Annotated in this window: 17 protein-coding genes; 8 read left to right on the top strand and 9 right to left on the bottom strand. The window is 35.0% G+C overall.

The features are described from left to right. Positions 1-2: 2 nt before the first annotated feature. From JS605_RS10015 to JS605_RS10005, 3 genes are all read left to right on the top strand, one after another. Positions 3-785, top strand: coding sequence for a hypothetical protein (locus JS605_RS10015; RefSeq protein WP_203257585.1), 783 nt, complete (start codon positions 3-5; stop codon positions 783-785). A gap of 2 nt (positions 786-787) precedes the next feature. Continuing rightward, complete coding sequence (locus JS605_RS10010; RefSeq protein WP_203257584.1) at positions 788-1,402, top strand: deoxynucleoside kinase; 615 nt, start codon at positions 788-790, stop codon at positions 1,400-1,402. Positions 1,403-1,595: 193 nt separating this feature from the next. Continuing rightward, complete coding sequence (locus tag JS605_RS10005) at positions 1,596-3,572, top strand: protein-disulfide reductase DsbD family protein (RefSeq protein WP_203257583.1); 1,977 nt, start codon at positions 1,596-1,598, stop codon at positions 3,570-3,572. A gap of 71 nt (positions 3,573-3,643) precedes the next feature. Here the strand turns inward: JS605_RS10005 and JS605_RS10000 are convergent, their stop codons facing one another. Then, a complete protein-coding gene (locus JS605_RS10000) occupies positions 3,644-6,010 on the bottom strand; it encodes a sodium-translocating pyrophosphatase (RefSeq protein WP_203257582.1) in 2,367 nt (788 codons plus the stop codon). Between the two features lie 230 nt (positions 6,011-6,240). Then, entirely contained in the window at positions 6,241-6,768 is a 528-nt protein-coding gene (locus JS605_RS09995) for an inorganic diphosphatase (RefSeq protein ID WP_203257581.1), read from the bottom strand. Positions 6,769-6,951: 183 nt separating this feature from the next. Between JS605_RS09995 and JS605_RS09990 the strand changes: the two genes are divergently transcribed. Beyond that, a complete protein-coding gene (locus tag JS605_RS09990; RefSeq protein WP_203257580.1) occupies positions 6,952-9,174 on the top strand; it encodes a M1 family metallopeptidase in 2,223 nt (740 codons plus the stop codon). Here the strand turns inward: JS605_RS09990 and hutG are convergent. The 4 genes from hutG to hutH are packed head-to-tail and all read right to left on the bottom strand — an operon-like array spanning position 9,152 to position 14,897. After that, positions 9,152-10,168, bottom strand: coding sequence for a formimidoylglutamase (gene hutG / locus JS605_RS09985; protein WP_203257579.1), 1,017 nt, complete (start codon positions 10,166-10,168; stop codon positions 9,152-9,154). The genes JS605_RS09990 and hutG overlap by 23 nt on opposite strands. Beyond that, on the bottom strand, positions 10,161-11,399 hold the full coding sequence (hutI, locus tag JS605_RS09980; RefSeq protein WP_203257578.1) for an imidazolonepropionase: 1,239 nt from the start codon (positions 11,397-11,399) through the stop codon (positions 10,161-10,163). Before hutI ends, hutG begins: the two co-directional genes overlap by 8 nt. Continuing rightward, a complete protein-coding gene (locus JS605_RS09975; RefSeq protein WP_203257577.1) occupies positions 11,399-13,396 on the bottom strand; it encodes a urocanate hydratase in 1,998 nt (665 codons plus the stop codon). The genes hutI and JS605_RS09975 overlap by 1 nt, the downstream gene beginning before the upstream one ends. A 7-nt stretch (positions 13,397-13,403) precedes the next feature. Next, entirely contained in the window at positions 13,404-14,897 is a 1,494-nt protein-coding gene (hutH, locus tag JS605_RS09970) for a histidine ammonia-lyase (RefSeq protein ID WP_203257576.1), read from the bottom strand. Between the two features lie 83 nt (positions 14,898-14,980). On the opposite strand from hutH, the gene JS605_RS09965 reads away from it, so the two are divergent. Beyond that, on the top strand, positions 14,981-15,862 hold the full coding sequence (locus tag JS605_RS09965; protein ID WP_203257575.1) for a LysR family transcriptional regulator: 882 nt from the start codon (positions 14,981-14,983) through the stop codon (positions 15,860-15,862). Positions 15,863-16,035: 173 nt separating this feature from the next. Here the strand turns inward: JS605_RS09965 and JS605_RS09960 are convergent, their stop codons facing one another. Beyond that, positions 16,036-17,571, bottom strand: a complete 1,536-nt coding sequence (locus tag JS605_RS09960; protein ID WP_203257574.1) for an NADP-dependent isocitrate dehydrogenase — start codon at positions 17,569-17,571, stop codon at positions 16,036-16,038. 181 nt (positions 17,572-17,752) lie between these two features. Here JS605_RS09960 and JS605_RS09955 point away from each other — a divergent pair, with 181 nt between their 5' ends. From JS605_RS09955 to JS605_RS09945, 3 genes are all read left to right on the top strand, one after another. Then, positions 17,753-18,340, top strand: a complete 588-nt coding sequence (locus JS605_RS09955; protein ID WP_203257573.1) for a Crp/Fnr family transcriptional regulator — start codon at positions 17,753-17,755, stop codon at positions 18,338-18,340. A 50-nt stretch (positions 18,341-18,390) separates the two neighbouring features. Continuing rightward, entirely contained in the window at positions 18,391-18,717 is a 327-nt protein-coding gene (locus JS605_RS09950) for a hypothetical protein (protein ID WP_203257572.1), read from the top strand. Between the two features lie 233 nt (positions 18,718-18,950). Beyond that, the gene (locus tag JS605_RS09945; protein WP_203257571.1) at positions 18,951-19,532 is read left to right on the top strand and encodes an NAD(P)H-dependent oxidoreductase; all 582 of its coding nucleotides are present in this window, start codon (positions 18,951-18,953) and stop codon (positions 19,530-19,532) included. Between the two features lie 62 nt (positions 19,533-19,594). Here JS605_RS09945 and JS605_RS09940 read toward each other — a convergent pair whose 3' ends face one another. Further along, positions 19,595-22,102, bottom strand: coding sequence for a DUF5686 and carboxypeptidase-like regulatory domain-containing protein (locus JS605_RS09940; RefSeq protein WP_203257570.1), 2,508 nt, complete (start codon positions 22,100-22,102; stop codon positions 19,595-19,597). Between the two features lie 140 nt (positions 22,103-22,242). After that, entirely contained in the window at positions 22,243-23,220 is a 978-nt protein-coding gene (locus JS605_RS09935) for a pyruvate dehydrogenase complex E1 component subunit beta (RefSeq protein ID WP_203257569.1), read from the bottom strand. Between the last annotated feature and the right edge of the window lie 43 nt (positions 23,221-23,263).

The raw sequence follows: 23,263 nt of genomic DNA, 5'->3' as shown, positions 1-23,263 counted from the left end.
CTATGAAATTTTTTCAAATTATATTTTTTTTGGTAACTGGTGTATTAAGTGCCCAACAGTCTGTTGAAATTATCCCAGAGAAAACATCAAACTTCAAGGCAGATACTATTATTGGTATAGACAATTTTGGTACTATATTCTACTCTAACAGCAACACCGTTTATAAAAAAGACAAGGACACCACAATTAGTTACAATAACCTACAATTGGGGAAACTAACAACGGCTAACAGTTTTAACCCTTTAAAAATCAATCTTTTTTATCAAGAGCTAAACACTGTAATTATTTTAGATAACAGACTTGCAGAAATTTTTAAGGTTGATTTTAATAGTATTAACAACTATAAAAATGTGTCACACGTTTCTACTGGTTACGATAATACTATTTGGCTGTTTAATCAGGACACACAGTTACTTGAAGTTTTTGATTATAAAACCAGGAATACAAAAGCGCAAACCCTAAAACCCATAGACAGCCCTATTTTAGATTTAAAAAGCAACTACAATTATGCATACCTACTCACTGAAAACGAGCTTTTAGTATACAATTATTTTGGGAGTTTGGTTAGAAAGGTTAAAAACCAAGGGTATACTAGCCTAGAAGAAAATAACGAAGCGGTATTTCTTAAAAAAGACAATGCATTGTTCTACCTTAACACAGACTCTAACTCTATTTTATCGGTAAAAACTTACAATATTTTAATTCCTCAGTTTTTTGTAACCAATGAAACCTTGTATATTTACAACTTTGAAACTCTCCAAGAATTCCAAATTAAAATAAAATAATTATGCATATTGCTGTTGCTGGAAACATTGGTGCTGGTAAAACGACACTAACCAAACTACTCGCAAAACATTATAAATGGGAAGCCCAGTTGGAAGATGTGGTAGACAATCCTTACCTAGACGATTTTTACAATCAAATGGAACGTTGGAGTTTCAATCTACAAGTTTATTTCCTGAATAGTCGCTTTCGCCAAGTTTTACAAATCCACCAAAGCGGGAAAGACATTATTCAAGACAGAACTATTTACGAAGACGCCCATATTTTTGCACCAAACCTGCATGCCATGGGTTTAATGACCAACAGGGATTTTAGCAATTACAGTTCTTTATTTGATTTGATGGAATCCTTAGTTAAAGGACCTGATTTATTGATTTATTTACGAAGTTCTATTCCTAATTTAGTATCCCAAATCCACAAACGTGGCCGTGATTACGAAAACTCTATCAGCATTGACTACCTAAGCAGACTTAACGAACGTTATGAAGCTTGGATACATGGATACGACAAGGGCAAGTTACTAATTATGGACGTTGACAATTTAAACTTTGTAGATAATCCTGAAGATTTGGGACATGTTATTAATACTATTGATGCAGAAATTAACGGATTATTTTAAATTGTATCTACCCAAACTTTAGCATATACCTTCTTTAAATATCCTCCTGTGTAAATATTTAACATTTCATTAATAGGGGCTAACTGTTTTTTTTGAGTCTTTTACACGACTGTATAGAACCATAGATAAGTAACTAAAGTAGCTTTAAATAAATTTTAAATTCCTTTATTGCGAGCTCGATAAAACTATTTTGATGAAAAAAATATTTTTCCTCCTTGTATTACTAGTTTACACAGCTGGTTATGCCCAAATAATAGCCCCAGTAAAGTGGACTACATCTGTTGAAAAAATATCTGAAACAGAATATGATTTAGTTATAAATGCCGACATTGAAGATGGATGGCATGTGTATTCCCAATACACTGCAGAAGGAGGCTCATTACCTATTGTTATTGATAAAAATGAACCCACCGAAGATTATGAACTGGTTGGTAAAGCTATTGAAAGCGATACCATTAGAAAGTACAATGAGATTTTTGAGGTTTACGAATCTTATTTTGATCATCATGCCACATTAAAGCAAAGAGTAAAACTAAATAATTCCAATATCTCTACAGTTGTATTGAATTTAACTGGCCAAGTGTGTAAAAAGGCGTGTCTACAAATTGATGAAGTATTTACATTTTCATTAAACGGCACCACTAGCAATGAGACTATCCCAACACCAAGTGTTAACAACAACAATGATGTTAACCTGATGTTATATGGAATGACACCAGAAGACATAAAGCTTGTAGAAAGCACATCGGTAGAAAAAAAATCGCTTTGGACTATTTTTGCATTAGGGTTTTTGGGTGGATTACTGGCCTTATTAACGCCCTGTGTTTTCCCAATGATTCCACTTACAGTAAGCTTTTTTACCAAAAACGATAATTCCAATAAAGGGTCTGGAGTTTCCAAAGCCATACTTTATGGCTTCTTTATTTTAATGGTCTACCTAATACTAAGCATACCGTTTCATTTACTGGATTCTGTAAATCCAGACATTTTAAATGAAATATCAACAAACGTATGGTTAAACATTATATTCTTCGCTGTATTTGTGTTTTTTGCATTCTCCTTCTTTGGATATTATGAACTGACATTACCTTCAAGCTGGACCACAAAAACAACACGAGGAGAAAATACAGGAGGTATAATTGGTGTCTTTTTTATGGCATTAACCCTTGCCATAGTTTCTTTTTCATGTACTGGCCCAATTTTAGGCTCATTACTCGCAGGATCTCTATCTTCTGATGGTGGTGCATGGCAGCTCACTGCAGGCATGGCTGGTTTTGGCGTATCTTTAGGCCTGCCCTTTGCTATTTTTGCGATGTTTCCCAATATGATGAATGCGCTTCCAAAATCAGGAGGCTGGCTCAATACCACAAAAGTTATCTTAGGATTTTTAGAACTCGCATTGGCGTTTAAATTTTTATCTAATGCTGATTTAGTGAAGCGTTGGGGTATTTTAAAAATTGAACCCTTTTTAATTATTTGGATTGTCATTTTTGCTGGATTGGCACTCTACCTATTTGGTAAGATTAAATTTCCCCACGATTCGCCTTTAAAAAAACTAACATTTCCAAGAATTGCGGGAGGTATACTTGTAGCTTCATTTGTAATTTATCTAGCCTCTGGCTTTAGAGTAAATAAAGACACCAATACTTATATACCCCTAACTTTACTTAGCGGACTTGCACCTCCTGTTGGCTATAGTTGGCTATTTCCTAGTGAGTCTACTAACAACCTTAAAACGTTTAAAGATTTAAAAGAAGGAATTGCCTACGCCAAATCTGTAAACAAACCTGTAATGATAGATTTTACTGGATATGCTTGCGTGAACTGCAGAAAGATGGAAGAACATATTTGGCCTTTGGATAAGATAGATAACTACTTAAGGAATGAATACGTTTTAATCTCACTATACGTAGACGATAAAAAAGACCTTCCTGAAGACCAAAAGGTAGAAGTTAACCGTATTAACGGAGGCACAAGATTATTAAAGAACTACGGACACAAATGGGCCAATTTTCAAACACAGTTTTTTAAATCTAATTCCCAACCTTACTACGTATTGTTTAATCCAAACACTTTTGAAGTACTGAATGAGCCTGTTGCGTATACACCAGATGAAGATGAATATGCCAAATTTCTTAAAAGTGGTATGGACAATTTTAAAACTAGATAATAAAAAAGCCATGCTTAAAAAACATGGCTTCCAATTAATTAAATGGTTTATTTAGTTTAGTTGTTTTTCTTTCAGGCATCATCTTTTTGAGTCAATGCATCAACTTTAGCATCTACCTCTGTTTTAGTTCCTGTTATAGTTTCGTATGTAGTTGAAGCTACTCCATTTTCAGTAGTAACTGTAGTTACAATTGCTTTTACAATACCTTCTTCATCAGTTTCAGTTAAATTTACAGCAACCTCTTTTAGAATCTCTACCTTTTCAATAGCACTATCCTCTGTGTAAGCTGTTACAGTATCAGAAGTCATTGCTATACTTGGTGCTATTACCAATGCTACAACTGACATCAACTTTAATAAGATATTTAATGAAGGGCCTGACGTATCTTTAAATGGATCTCCAACCGTATCCCCTACTACAGCAGCTTTATGTGCATCAGTACCTTTTCTTCCTTGCTCTTCAATCATTTTCTTAGCGTTATCCCATGCACCTCCTGCATTAGATTGAAAAATTGCCATAAGTACACCACACGTGGTAACACCAGCAAGAAGTCCTCCTAACATTTCAGCACCACCTAAAAAGCCAACAGCTACAGGAACAGCGATAGCTAATAACCCTGGCAATACCATTTCTTTAATTGAAGCAGTAGTGGAAATCGCTACACATTTATCATATTCTGCCACTCCGTCAGCTTCATCAAATATTTTTCTTTGAGCTTCAGTTGCTTTAGACATATCAGAATCCACAGCTCTCATTACTTCTAAAGCTGCTTTTAATTTTGGAATATCTCTAAACTGGCGACGCACTTCTTCTATCATAGCCATTGCTGCACGCCCTACAGCATTCATAGACAATGCTGAAAACACAAATGGTAACATACCTCCAACTAAAAGTCCAGCCATAACAGTTGGTTTAGATACATCAATCGCTGTTACATTTGCAGTTTGCATAAATGCAGCAAATAAGGCCAATGCAGTTAATGCTGCAGAAGCAATAGCAAATCCTTTACCAATAGCAGCAGTTGTATTTCCAACAGCATCCAGTTTATCAGTACGCTCACGTACTTCAGGATCTAATTCTGCCATTTCTGCAATACCTCCTGCATTATCAGAAATTGGACCATATGCATCCACAGCCAATTGTATTCCTGTATTTGCCAACATCCCTACAGCAGCAATAGCAATACCATATAAACCTGCAAAATGATGTGATACCAAAATAGCAGCAGCTATTAAAAGTATTGGAATCATTGTAGACATCATTCCTACACCTAACCCTGCAATAATTGTCGTAGCCGCGCCTGTTTCAGATTGTTTTACAATTGAATTAACAGGCTTTGTTCCTGTACCTGTATAGTATTCTGTTACTTTCCCAACTGCTAATCCAGCCACTAGACCAGCTACTACAGCCAGAAACACTCCCATTGATGAAAACTCTGTACCACCAAATGACCAAGTTTCCGGTAACATTTGATTGATAATAAAATATGATGCTACCAACATTAAACCTGCAGAACCAAACTCACCAATGTTTAAAGCAGTTTGCGGGTTTCCGCCATCTTTAACTTTTACAAAAAATGTTCCTATAATTGACATTATAATACCAATAGCAGCTAATACCAAAGGTAAATACACAGCTCCCAAACCATCAAAAGAACCAGCAAAAGCAGGAATTTGAGTAAAAGCTGCACCTAAAACCATTGTACCGATAATAGAACCAACATAAGATTCGAATAAATCTGCACCCATACCAGCAACATCTCCAACATTATCTCCAACATTATCAGCAATTGTAGCAGGGTTTAAAGGATGATCTTCTGGAATACCAGCTTCAACCTTACCTACTAAATCAGCTCCTACATCAGCAGCTTTTGTATAAATACCACCGCCAACACGAGCAAATAATGCAATAGATGAAGCTCCAAGAGAAAAACCAGATAGTACATTTAATACTTCTCCTATATCCCAACCTTGCCCACTATATATCATAAACAAAGCACTAAGACCTAAAACTCCAAGACCTACAACTCCTAACCCCATTACTGCTCCTCCAGCAAAAGCCACTTCTAATGCTTTTCCTAAAGAGACTCTTGCAGCACTTGTAGTTCTCACATTAGCTTTAGTTGCTACTTTCATACCTATAAATCCGGCAAGGGCTGAACATATTGCTCCTACGATAAATGAAACTGCAACCATTCCATTAGATCCATCTTCATTATTTCCTTTGAAAAATAATAAGACAGCTACAGCAACTACAAAAATGGCTAATATTTTATATTCAGCTTTTAAGAATGACATTGCTCCATCAGCAATGTTTTTCGCTATCCTTTTCATTTTATCACTTCCTTGATCTTGCTTGCTTACCCATGCACTTTTTATAAACACAAATAGCAATGCTAAAACCCCAAAAGCTGGCAATCCTTTAATTAGTAATTCCATATTTTAAATCAGTTAGTTAAGTAATTATTTTTAAACGGAGCTAAAAATAGGAAAATAAAAGTGATAAAAAAAAACCTATTTAGATAAAGATTTAATAACCTAACCCTTCTTAAATTATATTATCCACAAAACAATGACAAAGATCATTTAATTTAGAATTATAAATAAAAAAATGCTCGCTTTTGCGAGCATTTAAATAGGCACATATTAAGTTTATATTTTAAAACGAATTAAATCGTAAACGTTCGTTTTTTCTTATGTTCACTTTCGTCGTAACGCTTCACACATTCATGGTAAATCTTACGAGCTTCCTCTGCATTTCCCCAACCGCCAACATCTACTTTTTTCTTCTCTAAATCTTTATATACCTGAAAAAAGTGTTCGATTTCTTTTAGACGATGCGGATTCAAATCTGTAATATCACTACGCTTACTCCAAACAGGATCTGATACAGGAACACAAATTATTTTTTCATCTGGTCCCTTTTCGTCTGTCATATGAAACACACCTATGGGTCTTACTTCCATGACTACCATGGGAAAAGAAGGCTCAGTAGACAGCACTAAGATATCTAGAGGATCTTGATCAAGAGCCAGAGTTTCTGGAATAAAACCATAATCCCCAGGATACATCATTGAAGAGAACAACGTTCTATCAAATCGTATTTTATGTAATGTAAAATCGTATTCGTATTTGTTTCTACTTCCCTTAGGTATTTCTATTAAAACGTCAAACGTCAATTTTTTCTTATCACTCATAGTATGAAATTTGGGCATCAAAGGTACTGAAGCTTTAGAGTGTAAACAACTTATTACGCATAGAATAACATTGAATTTACATAATTTTAATTTTAGAAAAAACAATCATTTAATTAACAGATATTTACCTCTAGAATTATTAAATTGTAAAACTTTAAAAAAACTCGACTAATTCAACACAAAATGAAGTACCTAATAGCTTTTTGGCTTACATTTTTTATGCTTCCAATACAATCACAAAATCAACCTTGGAAAGGTAAATTTGAGCCTATTGACAATTTAATATTACCTCCAAATTCTTACAGAACAGCAAGTGGCGCTCCAGGCAAAGCCTATTGGCAACAACGAGCTGATTACAACATCAAAGCCTCAATTGATGAAACTACTAACATTCTATCTGGAGAAGAAACTATAACCTATTATAATAATTCCCCAGACGATTTAAGTTATTTATGGATTCAGTTAGAACAAAATGTAAATAAAAAAGAAAACGAAGATTTTGGGACTATAAACAATAGCTTAAAAGACGGTATCAACACCCAACAAATGCAATTTTTAACTAGGGCTATTGATTTTCCTGCTGGTTACACCATTAAATACATTAAAGATTCTAATGGAGAACCTATAAGATCTCTGGTAAATAACACCATGATGAAAGTACTTCTGGACGCACCTTTAGAATCTGGTACATCCATAACATTCTCTATTGGGTGGTCTTACCCTATTACAGACAGAAGTATGTTTTTATTGTCTAGGGAAGGTTATGAGTATTTCCCAGAAGACGATAATACCGTATACCTTATTGCACATTGGTTTCCAAGAATGGCAGTTTATAACGATACTGAAGGGTGGCAGAACCAACAATTTCAAAAGCTAGGGGAATTTGCCTTAGAGTTTGGCAATTATGAGGTGGAAATCACTGTTCCTGCAGATCATATTATAGCATCAACCGGAGTGCTTGAAAATCCCGAAAATGTACTTTCTAAAAAACAACGAAAACGCTTAAAGGATGCCGCTTCTTCATTTGATAAACCAGTAATGATCATCACAAAAGAGGAAGCTATTGAAAACGAATCTAAAAAATCTAACAAACAAAAAACATGGAAATACTCTGCAAAAAACGTACGTGATTTTGCATTTGCCTCATCCAGAAAATTTATGTGGGATGCACAAGCTGTTAAATTACCTACCAACACTGTAATGGCCATGTCCTTTTATCCAAAAGAAGGGCTTCCTGTTTGGCAAGAAGAATCTACAACATCTATAATGCATGCCCTTGAAGTCTATTCTGAAGCTACTTTTGATTACCCATACCCTGTATGCATTTCAGTAAACACCTCTAATATTGGCATGGAATTCCCCATGATAAGTTTTAATGGAGGAAGACCTAAAAATGGTAAAATGAGCAAAAATGCTAAAGCTAGCATGATAGGTACTATTATACATGAAGTTGGGCACAATTGGTTTCCTATGATAGTAAGCTCAGATGAACGTAAATGGATGTGGATGGATGAAGGTCTTAATACATTTTTACACCAACGTACAGTGGCAGAACGCTATCCAGAATTTAATAGTGTAACCCCTAAGAGTATTGTACCTTTTATGAATGGCGATAAAAATATATTGCGCCCTATTATGACAACTTCAGACAACGAATTATTTAATCAATTTGGAGCTAACTTCTATATTAAACCTACTGTAGGCTTGCAAATGCTTAGAAATTCTATAGTTGGTAAAGACCTATTTGATGCAGCTTTTAAAGAATATGCAAACCGTTGGAAGTACAAACACCCAAACCCTTCAGATTTGTTTAGAACTCTAGAAGATGCCACTGCTACAGATTTGGATTGGTTTTTTAGAGGTTGGTTTTTTACTACCGATAATGTTGATATGGAATTAGCCAACGTAAAATGGTTTAAAGTTCATGAAGAAGATCGTAATATTGAAGACCAAACTGAAAGTACGCAAGTTATAGCTGAAGGTAATAACACATCAGAAGCTCCAAAAGACTTTTCAAATGGCCCTAAGGTTATCAATATGACCTCAACACCCGACAGAAGTTATGGTGGTTTCCTATCAAGAATGGATGATGTAGCCATTAGAAAAAAGCTTTCAGGCAAAAATCTTTATGAAATCACGATTAAAAATGTTGGCGGACTTGTAATGCCTGTAACTATTGAATGGGTTTTCACTGATGGTTCTTCTGAAATAGATACACTACCAGCACAAATTTGGCGCAGAAATGAATATGAGGTTAAAGAGGTTTTTATTAAAGACAAAGAAGTAAAGACTGTAAATCTTGATCCTAATTTTGAGTTTGCAGATACGGATATGTCCAACAATACTTTTCCAAAATCGGAAACAGTTTCAGAGTTCGATTCATTTAAGAACGAAAAGGCAAATTAGCCCTTTTTTCTTGGGTATTTGAAATTACAAAATCTATAAGTTTTGCTGCCAAACTTGCTGTTAGCGTATCTTTATCATATTTTGGGTTGAGTTCGGCGATATCACAGGAAACAACCTTCCCTGATTTGAGCAAGAATTCAAGCATCTTGCACACAAATATTGGACTAAATCCGAATGGCGACGGCGCACTCACACCTGATGCATAAGCTGATGAAAACCCATCTAAATCAATGGTAATATAGAGATAATCATTATTCCCAATTATTGATTTTAATTCATTTTGAAGTTGCTGTAAATTTTCTTTTGAAGTGTAACAAGCATCATTAAACACAAAATTGACATTGTACTTCTTAGCTATTTCAAAAAGCTCTTTAGTATTAGATTGCTTTTGAATTCCAATAGCAAAGTAATCTACCGTTTCTCCTCTTTTTTTAAACTCTGAAAGTATTTGATTAAAAGGCGTTCCTGAATTGGGTTGAGACTCCACTGGCCGTAAATCAAAATGTGCATCAAAATTTATAATCCCGATTCGTTTTTTGGGTAATGCTTTCTTCAAACCCATATAGTGCGCATAAGCAATATCATGACCTCCACCTAAACCTATTGGAAAAACACCCTTATCAATTAAATTGGCAATAGCCAATGAGAACGCTTTTTGACAAGACTCTAAGTCTCCATCCAAACAGTTAACATTTCCAAAATCCACTACCGTCTTATCAAAATGCAATGGTAACTTGGCTAATTTTTCCCGTATTGCTTGTGGACCTTCCACTGCACCTACTCGACCAAAATTACGCCTTACACCTTCATCGCAAGCATAACCAATTAACGCAAAACTTGGTTTTTCATTAGCTTCTGAATGTATCAAATCTCCACATTCAATATGTTGATACCAATATTGAGGTGCAATATTCGCAGGTGTTTGTCGTCCCGTCCAAAGTTCTTTTTGTACAGGTTTGTATTCTGCATTTATGTTTGAAAATAGATTATTCAACAACCCTACCTTTTAAGTATACATTTTCGATACAATGATTACCAAAACTGTATGGTAAAAAATTATAGGATGAAATAGGTTTCGTAACTATAAAATTTGCCAATTTCCCTTTGGTAATAGAGCCCACTTGCCCTTCTAATCCCATGGCATAGGCACCGTTTATAGTGGCTGCATTAATCGCTTCTTCCGGGGTCATCTTCAATTTTATACAGGCTGATGACACTATAAAATTCATATTTCCTGAAGGTGCAGATCCTGGGTTGTAATCGGTGGCAATAGCCAATGATAATCCTGAATCAATCATTTTTCTGGCGGGCGTATACGGAATCCCTAAAAAGTAGGAGCATCCAGGTAATGCTACGGGCATCGTTTTTGTTTGCTTTAATGCTTCAATATCTTGATCTCTTATTTCTTCTAAATGATCAACGGACAACGCATTATGTTTCACTCCAACTTGCACTCCTCCTATCGCAGTAAACTGATTTACATGAATTTTTGGAATCAACCCATATTTTGTCCCTATGTCTAAAATCTGGTCTGTGTCTTCAACAGAAAAATAGCCTGTTTCACAGAAAACATCAATAAAATCGGCAAGGTTTTCATCGGCTACCCTTGGTATCATCTCATCAATCAATATATTGATGTATTCGTTTTTGTTGTCTTTGAACTCTTGCGGTATTGCATGTGCTCCTAAAAATGTCGCCTTAATTGGTAATGCATAATCTTCATTTAGCCGCTTAATTACCCGAAGCATTTTTAACTCTGACGCTAGGTTTAAACCATAACCAGATTTTATTTCGACAGCTCCGGTACCTAATCTTATTATTGCTTCAAGCCTAACTTTACTTTGGCTGTATAATTCTTCTTCCGAAATATATTGCAGCGCTTTCGCAGAGTTTAATATCCCGCCACCACGTTGCGCTATTTCTTCATAAGATAACCCATTAATTCTATCCACAAATTCGGCTTCCCTTGTTCCAGCATAGACAAGATGCGTATGAGAATCGCACCAAGTTGGCAATACTGTTTTTCCTGAAACATCAACAACTTCAACATCTTTTAATTCTGGGCAATCTCCCATTTTACCATAATCAGAAATCAATCCATTATCAACTAATAAAAATGCATCTTTAATTGTTGGTAGAATTGCCATATCCTTTCCGCCAACAAATGACATTGGTTTTTCCCTAACTTGTACAAGTTCCTTTATGTTTATAAAAAGTGTTTGCATTAAAACAAGGATTCTAGAAGATCATTATCTACTAAATTGGGTACCGTAACTTTTAAATTTGGTGTGCGTTCCATTTCGCGCTTTATGGTAAAAATAGCACCTTCATTCCTAGCCCAACTTCGTCTTGCAATACCATTATTTACATCATAAAACAACATGTTTTTTAGTTTTTTTTCAGCTTCTTTTGTGCCATCTAATAACATTCCAAAACCACCATTTATCACTTCTCCCCAGCCAACACCACCACCATTATGAATTGATACCCAAGTAGCACCTCTAAAACTATCGCCTATAACGTTGTGTATCGCCATATCTGCAGTAAACTTACTACCGTCATAAATATTTGAGGTTTCCCTGAAAGGGGAATCTGTACCACTAACATCGTGATGGTCCCTTCCTAAGATAATTGGTCCGATAATACCTTTTGCAACGGCTTCATTAAACGCTATCGCTATTTTAGCACGCCCTTCTGCATCAGCATACAAGATACGAGCCTTGGAGCCAACAACCAATTTATTTCGCTTTGCGTTTTTTATCCAAGTAATGTTATCATGCATTTGTAATTGGATATCTTTTGGAGCTAACTTCATTATACCTTCCAAAACTTCTGCCGCTATTTCATCGGTAGTATCTAAATCTTTTTCGTTGCCGCTAGCACAAACCCATCGGAATGGTCCAAATCCAAAATCAAAACACATGGGGCCTAAAATATCTTGCACATAAGACGGATATATAAAATCGATATTGTTTTTTGCCATCACATCTGCCCCGGCACGTGAAGCTTCCAATAAAAACGCATTTCCATAATCAAAAAAATAGGTGCCCTTTTTGGTGTGCTTATTTATGGCTTCTGCATGTCGTTTTAATGACGTTTGTACGTTTTGTTTGAAGACTTCAGGATTGTCCTTTATCAATTTATTAGCTTCTTCAAATGTGCACCCCATAGGATAATAACCACCCGTCCATGGTATATGTAGTGACGTTTGATCCGAACCCACATGCACAAAAATATTAGCCCTATCAAACTGTTCCCAAACCTCAACAACGTTGCCTATATAAGCTATGGAGACTACTTCGTTTTCTTCTTGTGCAATCTTTACACGACTTATTAATGCATTAATATCTTCTATCAAAATATCCACCCAGCCTTGTTCAAATCTTTTTTTAGCAGCTTTAGCATTTACTTCAGCACACACGGTTATACAACCCGCAATGCTACCAGCTTTAGGTTGAGCGCCACTCATCCCACCCAAACCAGAGGTTAAGAATATTTTTCCTGCTGGGGTTTCTCCTTGAGGAAGTATTTTTCTGAAGGCATTCATCACGGTAATTGTTGTTCCGTGAACAATACCTTGTGGGCCAATGTACATGTACGACCCCGCAGTCATTTGTCCATATTGTGTTACACCTAATGCATTATATTTTTCCCAATCATCAGGTTTCGAATAATTTGGAATCATCATCCCATTAGTAATCACAACTCTTGGTGCTTCTTTTGAAGATGGAAATAACCCCATGGGATGCCCAGAGTACATATGAAGTGTCTGCTCATCAGACATGGTCGCTAGATATTTCATAGTTAATAGATACTGCCCCCAATTTTGAAATACTGCTCCGTTACCACCATAGGTAACTAATTCTTCGGGATGTTGCGCTACCGCAGGATCCAAATTATTATGAATCATCAGCATAATGGCTGCAGCTTGAAGTGACTTGGCAGGATATGCATCAATCGATCTAGCATAAATCTTATAATCTGGTTTAAATCGATACATGTATATACGCCCATAAAGCTTGAGTTCCTCAGCAAATTCAGTTGCCAATTCCCTGTGCCATGCTACCGGGAAATAGCGCAATGCATTGCGTATAGCCAATTTTTTTTCAGCTTCAGACAATACATCCTTCCGTTTAGGTGCTCTATTGACACCACTTGGAATTGATTTTTTGTTTGGCAATTTATTCGGTATCCCCTGTAAAATATGTTCTGCAAAGGTCATACTCAATTTATTTTAAAATGAAAGCCTCTTGTGCAACTAATGTAATCATGGCATCAATATCATCTTTTAAAAGCCTGTCGTCTTCTAATCTTTTAACCTTTTTCCTGATAATTTTGAAATTTGCTTCAATAATATCAGAAAAGGTATTTGGTCTTCTAAATTCCAAAGCTTGTGCGGCATACATTAACTCTATGGCCAGTATTTTTTCCAAATTTTCTAAAATCTGATTGAACCTTCTCCCCGAAATACTTCCCATGGATACATGGTCTTCTTGCCCTAATGCTGTAGGCACACTATCAGCTGAAGAAGGAAAGCACAAGGATTTATTCTCCGTTACCAAAGCTGCCGTGGTGTATTGCGGAATCATAAAACCAGAGTTTAATCCACCACCTGTAGTTAACAATCGTGGCAAACCGAATTTCCCTTCCAATAATAAATAGCATCGCCTATCTGAAATATTACCCAATTCTGAGGCTGCAATAGAACCATAGTCTAAAGCCATAGCCAAAGGTTGTCCATGAAAATTCCCCCCAGAAACAGCTTCTGTAGTACTCAAAACAATAGGGTTATCTGTAACCGAATTTAGCTCTATTTCAGCAAGTTCCTTTAAATGGTAGTATGCATTTCTTGATGCCCCATGAACTTGTGGAATGCAACGCATAGAATATGGATCTTGTACACGCTCACAATTTTCATGTGCATCTACATTTTGAGATCTATATAGTAAAGCAAACATGCGTTCAGCGACTTCTATATTTCCAGAAAATGGACGAATTTTATGCAATTCGTCTTTAAAGGGTGCTGAGCTCCCTTGGTAACCTTCAATACTCATTGCACCCGCCACATCAGCCAAATCAAGAAGGTATTGCATTTTTTTTAACCCAGTAACTGCATGCGCCAAAATAAACTGCGTGCCGTTTATCAATGCCAACCCTTCTTTTGCTCTCAGATGAATTGGTTTTAGATGATGTTCTCTCAAAATAGATTTAGCATCTACAATCTCATTACCTATCCAAAATTCTCCTTGCCCAATAAGCGGTAAAAACAAATGCGATAGTGGTGCTAAATCTCCCGAAGCACCAACCGAGCCCTGTTCAGGAACAACTGGTAACATGTCGTTTTCAATGAAATACAGAATACGCTCAATAACTTTTAAACGAATACCCGAATAGCCTTGAGACAAAGCATGTACTTTACAAATCATCATAAGTTTAGAGATGTGCTTATCGATGGGGTTTCCAACACCTACGGCATGTGTAATTAATAAATTTTTCTGAAGCTTATTGGATTCCTCGGTAGAAATTTTAACATCACACAAAGGCCCAAAACCTGTATTTACACCATAAACCGGTTTACTGGAATTAGCTAAAACCTCTACTTTTTGTCTACATTCAGCAATACGCTCTTTTGCTTTATCAACGAGTACACCATCAATTTTAGCATCAGCAATAGCAATTACTTTATCAAGAGTCAATTCATCTATACCATATTTGAATACCATTCTCAAAAATCTTAGTGGAATATCACAAAGTTATTTCTATTTTTGATGTTTAAAAAGACTATTTAAACGCTAAATTGATAACTATGAGTAATCAATTAGAATTGCGCCACTATAAGTATTTTTTAGCGGTTGCTGAAGAATTACATTTTAGAAAAGCAGCAGAACGCCTCTATATTTCACAGCCTGGTTTAAGCAGACAGATTAAACAGATGGAAGATGATTTGGGCATTCAATTATTTGAACGTCATAATCGTAAGGTTGTTTTAACCAAAGCAGGAACGTATCTAAAGCAAGAACTTAGTTTGCATTTAAAGCAATTGGATGATATCGTAAATCATGCAAAACTGCTACACGATGGTAAGAGAGGTCAATTAAAATTAGGTTATGTAGGTTCTGCTATGCAACAGGTTATTCCCGATTTACTTTTGAAATATGAAAAAGAACACCCTAACGTAGTTTTTAATTTAAAGGAAATCGACAACCAAAAACAAATTGAAGGGCTTTTAAACTTTAAGATTGATATTGGTTTTGTAAGATTAGAACATTTGCCCTCAACAATAACATCCCGACCTGTTTTATGTGACACGTTTTGTTTGGTTTTACCTGAAGATCATCCAATAAACAAAACAACCTTTAAAAATATAACACAATTAAAAGAAGAGCCCTTCATCCTTTTTGACCCTGAATATAGTGCGTCTTATTACGATAAGGTTTTACAAATTTTTAAAGACCATGCTTTTATGCCAATGGTTTCACATCTAACTATTCATGCCAGTTCTATTTATAAATTAGTTGAGAATAATTTTGGTATTTCCATAGTGCCCAAGTCCTTAACATCAAGCCATATAAAAGGAATTAAATGTATTGAATTACATAATATTCCTCAACGTACCGAATTGTTTATGGTATGGCACAAGGATAACCGAAACCCTATTTTGATGAGCTTTTTGCATTTAACGCAATAATAAAATCCATGAATAAAATCATGGATTTTATTACGATTTTTTTCCCTAAAATCGTGCTACTAACCAACTCAAATTAAACTAATCTACTTATATGAGAAAACAAAGAAAGACCCATAAGAAATTATGGGTCTTTCATCACAATTTCAAACTACTAACTAAACTAACTAATTTTTTTACTCACCTTGTCCCAGAGAAAAAGCTCTTTTACCATTAAACTCATAAAGGTTTTCTGTTTTTATTACATCCATACCTTCATTATGTAATTTTGAGAGCAATGCAATAACTTGCTCAAATTCTACAGGTTTGTATACGGGTTCCTTTGTTTCAATATCAGCATCTATGGCAACAAATCTACATCTCCAATGGTCTGTACAATAGGTTTCTTTTAACCCTTTTGGATACACTTTTACACCTCTATTTGTAATCATCTTTAATTTTAATTTAAAGGCGCTGATATTAGAGAGTATACCTCCTATTTCTTCTGGATTTGCACCTTTCCAGTCTATAAAAACATCAACACCCAGTAATTGCTTGTTCGCTTCCTTTCTTTTATATTCTGGGATAGTAATTTTACCTGTACCACTTGTTAATGTACTTGCAGATAGTTTTTTAGGCTGCTCTCCTAAACGTTCAATTACTGCATCTGCAAACTCTGAGGTGGTCACCTTTTTTATACTAAACTTATTGTTGTAAATATCTGCCGTATGATAACCCTCTTCCAAGGTTGTTAGCCATGCATTTTTAATTTTGTCGGCTATTTCTGTTTGGCCTATGTAGGCCAGCATATTAACAGCAGCGTTTAAAAGGCCCGAAGGGTTTGCGATATTTTGACCAGCAATGTCTGGTGCAGATCCATGAATGGCTTCAAACATAGCTATATTCTTCCCAATATTAGCTGAACCTGCCATACCTACAGAACCACCAATCTCAGCAGCTATATCGGATATGATATCACCATAAAGGTTTGAGGTAACTATCACATCATAACGCTCTGGATGTGCTGCTAAATGTGCTGCACCTATATCTATAATTTGTGAATCGTTAATAATATCTGGATATTCTGCGGCAATTTCTAAAAACACTTTATGGAAAAGTCCATCTGTAAGCTTCATGATATTATCCTTAATCATACAGGTTACTTTTTTTCTACCAAAAGCTCTCGCATATTCAAAAGCATAACGTATGATGCGCTCACAACCAGGTCTTGTAATTAACTTTAAACACTGTACTACATCATCCGTTTGTTGATGCTCTATACCAGCATATAAATCTTCTTCGTTTTCTCTTACAATAACCACATCCATATCCGGGAAATTGGTAGCTACATAAGGGTGTAATGCAGTTACGGGACGTACATTAGCAAATAAACCCAAAGATTTACGTAGTGTTACATTCAAACTTTTATAGCCTTTCCCTTGGGGTGTAGTAACTGGTGCTTTTAAAATAATTTTTGTATCTCCTATTGTTTCCCAAGCCTCAGTTTTAATTCCAGAAGTATTACCTGATAGATATACTTTTTCGCCAAGTTCGATAAAATTAGATTCTATGTTAGCACCTGCAGCTTTTAGGATTTTGAGTGTCGCATCCATGATTTCAGGACCAATACCATCACCTTTAGCAACAGCTATTTTTACTTTTTTATCGGTTTTATTTACACTTTTAAAGGCTTCATTTTTTTTGAAACTACCGTTTAATAATTCTGCTTCCATTGCGTTTTCTTTTTGTTACACTACAAAATTAAAACAAAGGATTGATATATTTTTATTTATATTTTTTATGAAAAACATAAATATTATTTATAAATAAATAAAAACACTACCATGAGAAAAGTTGACGTTGATAAAAAAAATGATGAACTTCGTTTAACAATTGTTATTCCTAATAGAATAAATGAATCTTGAAAGCATCGTAAATAAAATAGGAGAAATATACTCACCGCTATCCACTAAATGTCAAAAAGAATTTATTTCTAATTTAGAAATGGTTACATTCAATAAAGGAGAGGTTGTTGTTAAAGAGGGACAATATTCCGAAAAAGCTTATCTTATTATCAAGGGTTGTGCTAGAGCCTATTATTTGAAAGATGGTAAAGATATTTCAGATTGGTTTACCTTTGAGAATCAGTTTATTGCTTCTATAGTAAGTTTTTTTGGTAACGTACCTAGCCCTCATTACATAGAATTTATTGAAGACTCAATAGTACTGAAATTTTCTAAAGACACTGTTAACACCCTTTCCAATAAACATCATGATTTTGAGCGATTAATTAGAGAAGTAGTAACTGAAACCATGCTGGGGCTTTGCGAAAGATTGCATACTATTCAGTTTACTAAAGCAGATGAAAGGTATAGACTTTTAATTAATATTTATCCTGATATTACCCAAAGAATTCCACTTACCCATATCGCATCTTATTTAGGGATCACACTTGAAACTTTAAGTAGAATACGAAGCCAAAAAAAACCGAATTTGATATAAATCAAATGAAACTTCTTTCATTAAAATAATCTTTGCAAAAAGGTTTAAAAATGGAAGCAAACAAAAATCAATTAAAATCAATTTGGGGAAAATGGTGGGTACCTATCAGAAAATGGTTTTATCCAGCTTGGTTAATCTATGAAGCGTCAATTCGTTTTTATGATTATGCCATAGATCTATATAAATACACCATAGGACTACAAGATTATATAGGAGAAACAAGTACACAAATCTTAGCCGTCTTTAGTGGAATTATCACTTTTGTTATCTGCTCGTTTTATTTAACTGTACCTGCTAGTTTAGCTTTGTTCAAATTCTTTAAAAAAGAAAAGCCTATAAGCCACTCTTTTGAAGATAGGATTAAAACATGTTTATAAACGCCCATATACTATGGCTAATATTATATGAACCGCAAGTACAATTTTAAAAAGAATGGAAAAAAATCATATCACAATAGCAGGTACCTATAAACTTTATAGTTTATTCTATCTCTATTTCAATGTTTTGTTCTTCTATCCTAGTAATATTTGGCACAACAGGTAAACATCCTAGGCAGATGTTTTTTAATTACAAGTATTTTAACATTAACAAATCATAAAATAATACAAACATGAGTAAACGCATAGCATTAATATATGGACATCCTGATAAGGAAAGCTACAATTACGCCTTGGCTGAAGCTTACAAAAAAGGAGCTACAGCTTCCGGTAACGAGATTCAGGAAATAAAAATTGCGGATTTAGATTTTAATCCAAACCTTCAATATGGTTATAGAAAACGAATGGAGTTAGAACCTGATTTATTAAAAAGCCAAGAGATATTAAAATGGGCAAACCATTTGGTTTGGATATATCCTGTTTGGTGGGGCTCTGTTCCTGCAATTATGAAAGGCTTTTTGGATAGGGTTTTACTACCAGGATTTGCTTTTAGTAAAAGAGAAAACTCATTATGGTGGGACAAACATTTTACTGGTAAAACAGCCAGAATAATTTGTACGTTAGATCAACCTAGTTGGTATTATAGATGGGTATATGGTGGCCCTAGCCATAAGGCCATGAAAAAATTAACTATGCATTTTATAGGGGTAAAAAAAGTAAAAACTACAACTATAGGCCCTATTAGGCTATCTAAGGAAGAATTTAGAGCTAAATGGTTAAAAAACGTAGAAAAATTAGGCAGACTAAGCAGGTAACACAGTTTGTAAGATGAAGTTTTGGACACTTATTAAGAATACGGAACTGAAGCAAAACCTCATTAAAAGTAAAATCCAAAACTACCTGTTACCCCAAACTTTCTAGCATTAGGATAAAGTAGATCGTCTTTATAATTGCCTCGGAAGTTAAAATCGATCCTAAACACCTTAAATATATTACCAATACCTAAGCTATACTCATAATAAGGTTCTCTGTTAGGTGCCACTAACTGTAAATTTGCAGGGTTGCTAGGAACATCATTCAAGGCAATGTTTTCATCTGAAATACTGGCTATAACACCACGAACACTTACTATTTCTCTTAAATTCAGCTTTCGCAGAAACGGAATTCTTGAAAACAAACGCCCATTGAAATTATGCTCAAAATGAAAAGACGCATATTGGTCGGATACAAACTCATAAAAATCCAGTTGCGAAAAGGTATTATAGATAGAGAAATAGGTTTGGTTACCTGGTATTACATTTAAAAGCCCTAATGGTACCTCTCCAAAGATTTTACCAATCTCAATAGATGTAGCTAACCTACCAAAACCACCCACTTGCCATGGCTTTAAATAAGAAAACTGCACTTTAGTATAATCGAAATCGCTATTGAGGATACTTCTATCCCCACGACTAATTTGAGCAAATACACGTGTAAAATCATCATTTGCTGTTTTACGCTCCACCCCAAAACCTGTCATTTTTCGTCCTGGAAAATACGCTAGTGAAAACGTAGTTTCGTATTGTTTAATTTCAGATTGCACACCTGTTGGGGAGTTATAATCTAAACTAAATGTTGGAGATGCAGACTCTAGCGTCCGATAGTTTGCTCCTAAACGTAATATCAAATTCCTAAAAGGCTCAGCCTCTACAGCAAAACTCGTTAAATTTATCGAAGTCAATTTATCATTAGCACCTGCCGTAACTACGGCAGAGGAGGCTAAACTACGACCTAATACATCTGTTGAATTTGTTAAACTCGCCCCCATTTGTTCAACATCACGACGATTACCACCTGAAATTATCAATCGGTTTTTCTTATCCAATAACCACTTTCCAGAAATACCATATTTAAACTTATCGTCTCTAAATCCGTAAGCTAAAAACCCTTCTAAACGCCATAAATCGTTGCGTCCAAAATAGGTTCTTCCTCCAGTTCTTAAACGCAAACCTTCCACGTCATTAAACCCAAATGTGGAAAAAATAGGCCCGTAATCCAACGGCAGGGAGTTAAACTCAATATACCCAGATGCAAGAATACTCCCTAAATTATACAAACGCTTAAATTTCTTAACGGTTTTTAAGGTGTCTAACATTTTATACACCCCTTTTTCATCTTTATTAAGCGCTTCTAAACGATTCTTGTCCCAAAATTCATCGCCCCTGTCATACACATCCTTGTCGTAATTATAAACTTCTTTATCGTAGAATTTTTTATCCTTTGGTTCATCAAACTTATAATTATCATAAAGCGTCGTTCGCTTTCCATAAATTCCTCTGGACTTTTCTTTTTTATTAAAAGCAAAATCACTCATCATATAGTCGCGTTTCACAAGAAATAGGGAATCATTCAACACCTCAAACTCTTGCTCTATATAAATGTCTTTTACCCAATTTATATTAGCACTTTTTGATGCTTGCATGTTAATTTCCTTAACTGCGTAAGTTGTATCGGCTACCCAGAAATCACCTTTAAACGTTAGTTCGTTTTTACGTCTTGGATAATAAATAATATTGTAGCACCACTTATTATCAATATAACTACTATCAGATAGTACATAATTGTAAGTACCAATGCCTGTTCGAGATAAGGGACTCACAAAACTCTTATCAAAAAACTTCAAAAAATTATCATATACATTGAAATCGGAATACAGGTCGTCTACAAAATCTATGATAACTTGGTTATCACTAAACCCTGAATTTTTATTGCCTCTTAGTTCTTCTTTTTGTTTGTTTAAAATGTTATCGCCATACACCGTTGAAACAGCTTCATTGATAAACATAGGTAGATATGTTTTACCTGTTACCCTTGAGGTATCTACCTGATTAAATACAAATTCCATTCCCCGAAACAGTTTACTTTTTATAAGAGCACTGTCAATGGTATTAATATCGAATTCTACCTTCTCGTATTTGTCATACTCATACTGATTAAATCGCTTTAACCCATTGCTGCGTTTGTTTGCCCAAATTTTACGAAGTATATCTATAGCAGGGTTATTCTTTTTTGGTTGTTTACCCGAAACAATAACCACTTCGTTTAATTGTGCGGCTTCTTCCTTTAAAACAAATCTTAAATTATAGTTTACTTTTTGTTCTAGGGTAACATTCAATGTTTCATAACCTATAAAGGACACTGTGAGCGCTGCACGGGTTTCATCAGACTCTAAATAGAATTTTCCGTTTTCATCGGTTATGGTGCCTTCTGTAGTTCCAGAAAATATAACATTGGCAAATGGAATAGGTAGATTTTGTTCGTCAAATACATAACCACTTACTTTTGTTTGCGCCAAAAGAGCGCAAACATTTAGTAGAAAAAGGGCAAAAAGTAGTTTTATCTTCATTTAAAACACAATTCTCAATAATATAGACACACAAAACATGTCCTAGGTTGCACGAGATTTAAAAATTAGATGTCTTCATATAACAAAAAACTTCATCAGCAATGTGCTGATGAAGTTTATATAACGTAAAAAATTTTATTTTATTTATACATTACCTTTTTTACAGCCTTGATCACGTCTTCATGATTTGGCAACCATTCTTTAAGTAATACTGGCGAATAAGGTGCAGGTGTATCTGCTGTATTAATTTTTACAACTGGTGCATCCAAATAATCAAATGCTTCACTTTGTACTAAATAAGTAATTTCAGTAGCAACATTTCCAAAAGGCCATGCTTCTTCTAAAACAACCAATCTATTAGTTTTCTTTACAGACTCTAGAATTGCTTTTCTATCCATTGGACGAACGGTTCGCAAATCTATAATCTCACAAGAAATACCTTCTTTTTCTAATTCATCTGCAGCTTTGTATGCCTCTTTAATAATTTTCCCAAAAGAAACTATGGTAACATCTTCTCCTTTTCTTTTAATATCTGCAACACCAATTGGTAAAATGTACTCACCTTCTGGCACTTCGCCTTTATCACCGTACATCTGCTCACTTTCCATAAAAATAACTGGATCGTCATCACGTATAGCGGCTTTTAACAATCCTTTGGCATCATACGGATTTGAAGGCACAACTACCTTTAGTCCTGGCGTGTTAGCAAACCAATTTTCAAAAGCTTGCGAATGCGTAGCTCCTAATTGACCGGCAGATGCTGTTGGCCCACGAAACACTATAGGGCATTTAAACTGCCCACCAGACATTTGTCTTATTTTTGCAGCGTTATTTATAATTTGATCAATACCAACTAAAGAGAAGTTAAACGTCATGTACTCTACAATTGGTCTGTTTCCTGTCATGGTAGATCCTACAGCGATACCCGCAAAACCAAGTTCTGCAATAGGTGTATCAATAACACGCTTATCTCCAAATTCATCCAACATACCTTTTGATGCTTTGTATGCACCATTATATTCTGCTACTTCCTCTCCCATTAAATATACGCTTTCATCTCTGCGCATTTCTTCGCTCATCGCTTCGCAAATCGCTTCCCTGAATTGAATTGTCTTCATTTACATTCTTTTAAATCGAGTTGCAAAAATAGTAATTAAGGCT

Origin of the sequence: Hyunsoonleella ulvae (assembly GCF_016827605.1) — a bacterium.
Lineage (GTDB): Bacteria > Bacteroidota > Bacteroidia > Flavobacteriales > Flavobacteriaceae > Jejuia > Jejuia ulvae.
The sequence above is the reverse complement of the archived record's forward strand: the minus strand, read 5'-3'. Positions and strand labels throughout refer to the sequence as shown.

Bases quoted from the DNA above. Each gene is read 5' to 3' on its own strand.
- JS605_RS10015 (WP_203257585.1), top strand. From the start codon at position 3: ATGAAATTTTTTCAAATTATATTTTTTTTGGTAACTGGTGTATTAAGT.
- JS605_RS09965 (WP_203257575.1), top strand. From the start codon at position 14,981: ATGAGTAATCAATTAGAATTGCGCCACTATAAGTATTTTTTAGCGGTT.
- JS605_RS09950 (WP_203257572.1), top strand. From the start codon at position 18,391: ATGGAAGCAAACAAAAATCAATTAAAATCAATTTGGGGAAAATGGTGG.
- JS605_RS09990 (WP_203257580.1), top strand. From the start codon at position 6,952: ATGAAGTACCTAATAGCTTTTTGGCTTACATTTTTTATGCTTCCAATA.
- JS605_RS10010 (WP_203257584.1), top strand. From the start codon at position 788: ATGCATATTGCTGTTGCTGGAAACATTGGTGCTGGTAAAACGACACTA.
- JS605_RS09940 (WP_203257570.1), bottom strand. From the start codon at position 22,102: ATGAAGATAAAACTACTTTTTGCCCTTTTTCTACTAAATGTTTGCGCT.
- JS605_RS10005 (WP_203257583.1), top strand. From the start codon at position 1,596: ATGAAAAAAATATTTTTCCTCCTTGTATTACTAGTTTACACAGCTGGT.
- JS605_RS09995 (WP_203257581.1), bottom strand. From the start codon at position 6,768: ATGAGTGATAAGAAAAAATTGACGTTTGACGTTTTAATAGAAATACCT.
- JS605_RS09960 (WP_203257574.1), bottom strand. From the start codon at position 17,571: ATGGAAGCAGAATTATTAAACGGTAGTTTCAAAAAAAATGAAGCCTTT.
- hutI (WP_203257578.1), bottom strand. From the start codon at position 11,399: ATGCAAACACTTTTTATAAACATAAAGGAACTTGTACAAGTTAGGGAA.
- JS605_RS10000 (WP_203257582.1), bottom strand. From the start codon at position 6,010: ATGGAATTACTAATTAAAGGATTGCCAGCTTTTGGGGTTTTAGCATTG.
- JS605_RS09955 (WP_203257573.1), top strand. From the start codon at position 17,753: ATGAATCTTGAAAGCATCGTAAATAAAATAGGAGAAATATACTCACCG.
- hutH (WP_203257576.1), bottom strand. From the start codon at position 14,897: ATGGTATTCAAATATGGTATAGATGAATTGACTCTTGATAAAGTAATT.
- JS605_RS09975 (WP_203257577.1), bottom strand. From the start codon at position 13,396: ATGACCTTTGCAGAACATATTTTACAGGGGATACCGAATAAATTGCCA.
- JS605_RS09945 (WP_203257571.1), top strand. From the start codon at position 18,951: ATGAGTAAACGCATAGCATTAATATATGGACATCCTGATAAGGAAAGC.
- JS605_RS09935 (WP_203257569.1), bottom strand. From the start codon at position 23,220: ATGAAGACAATTCAATTCAGGGAAGCGATTTGCGAAGCGATGAGCGAA.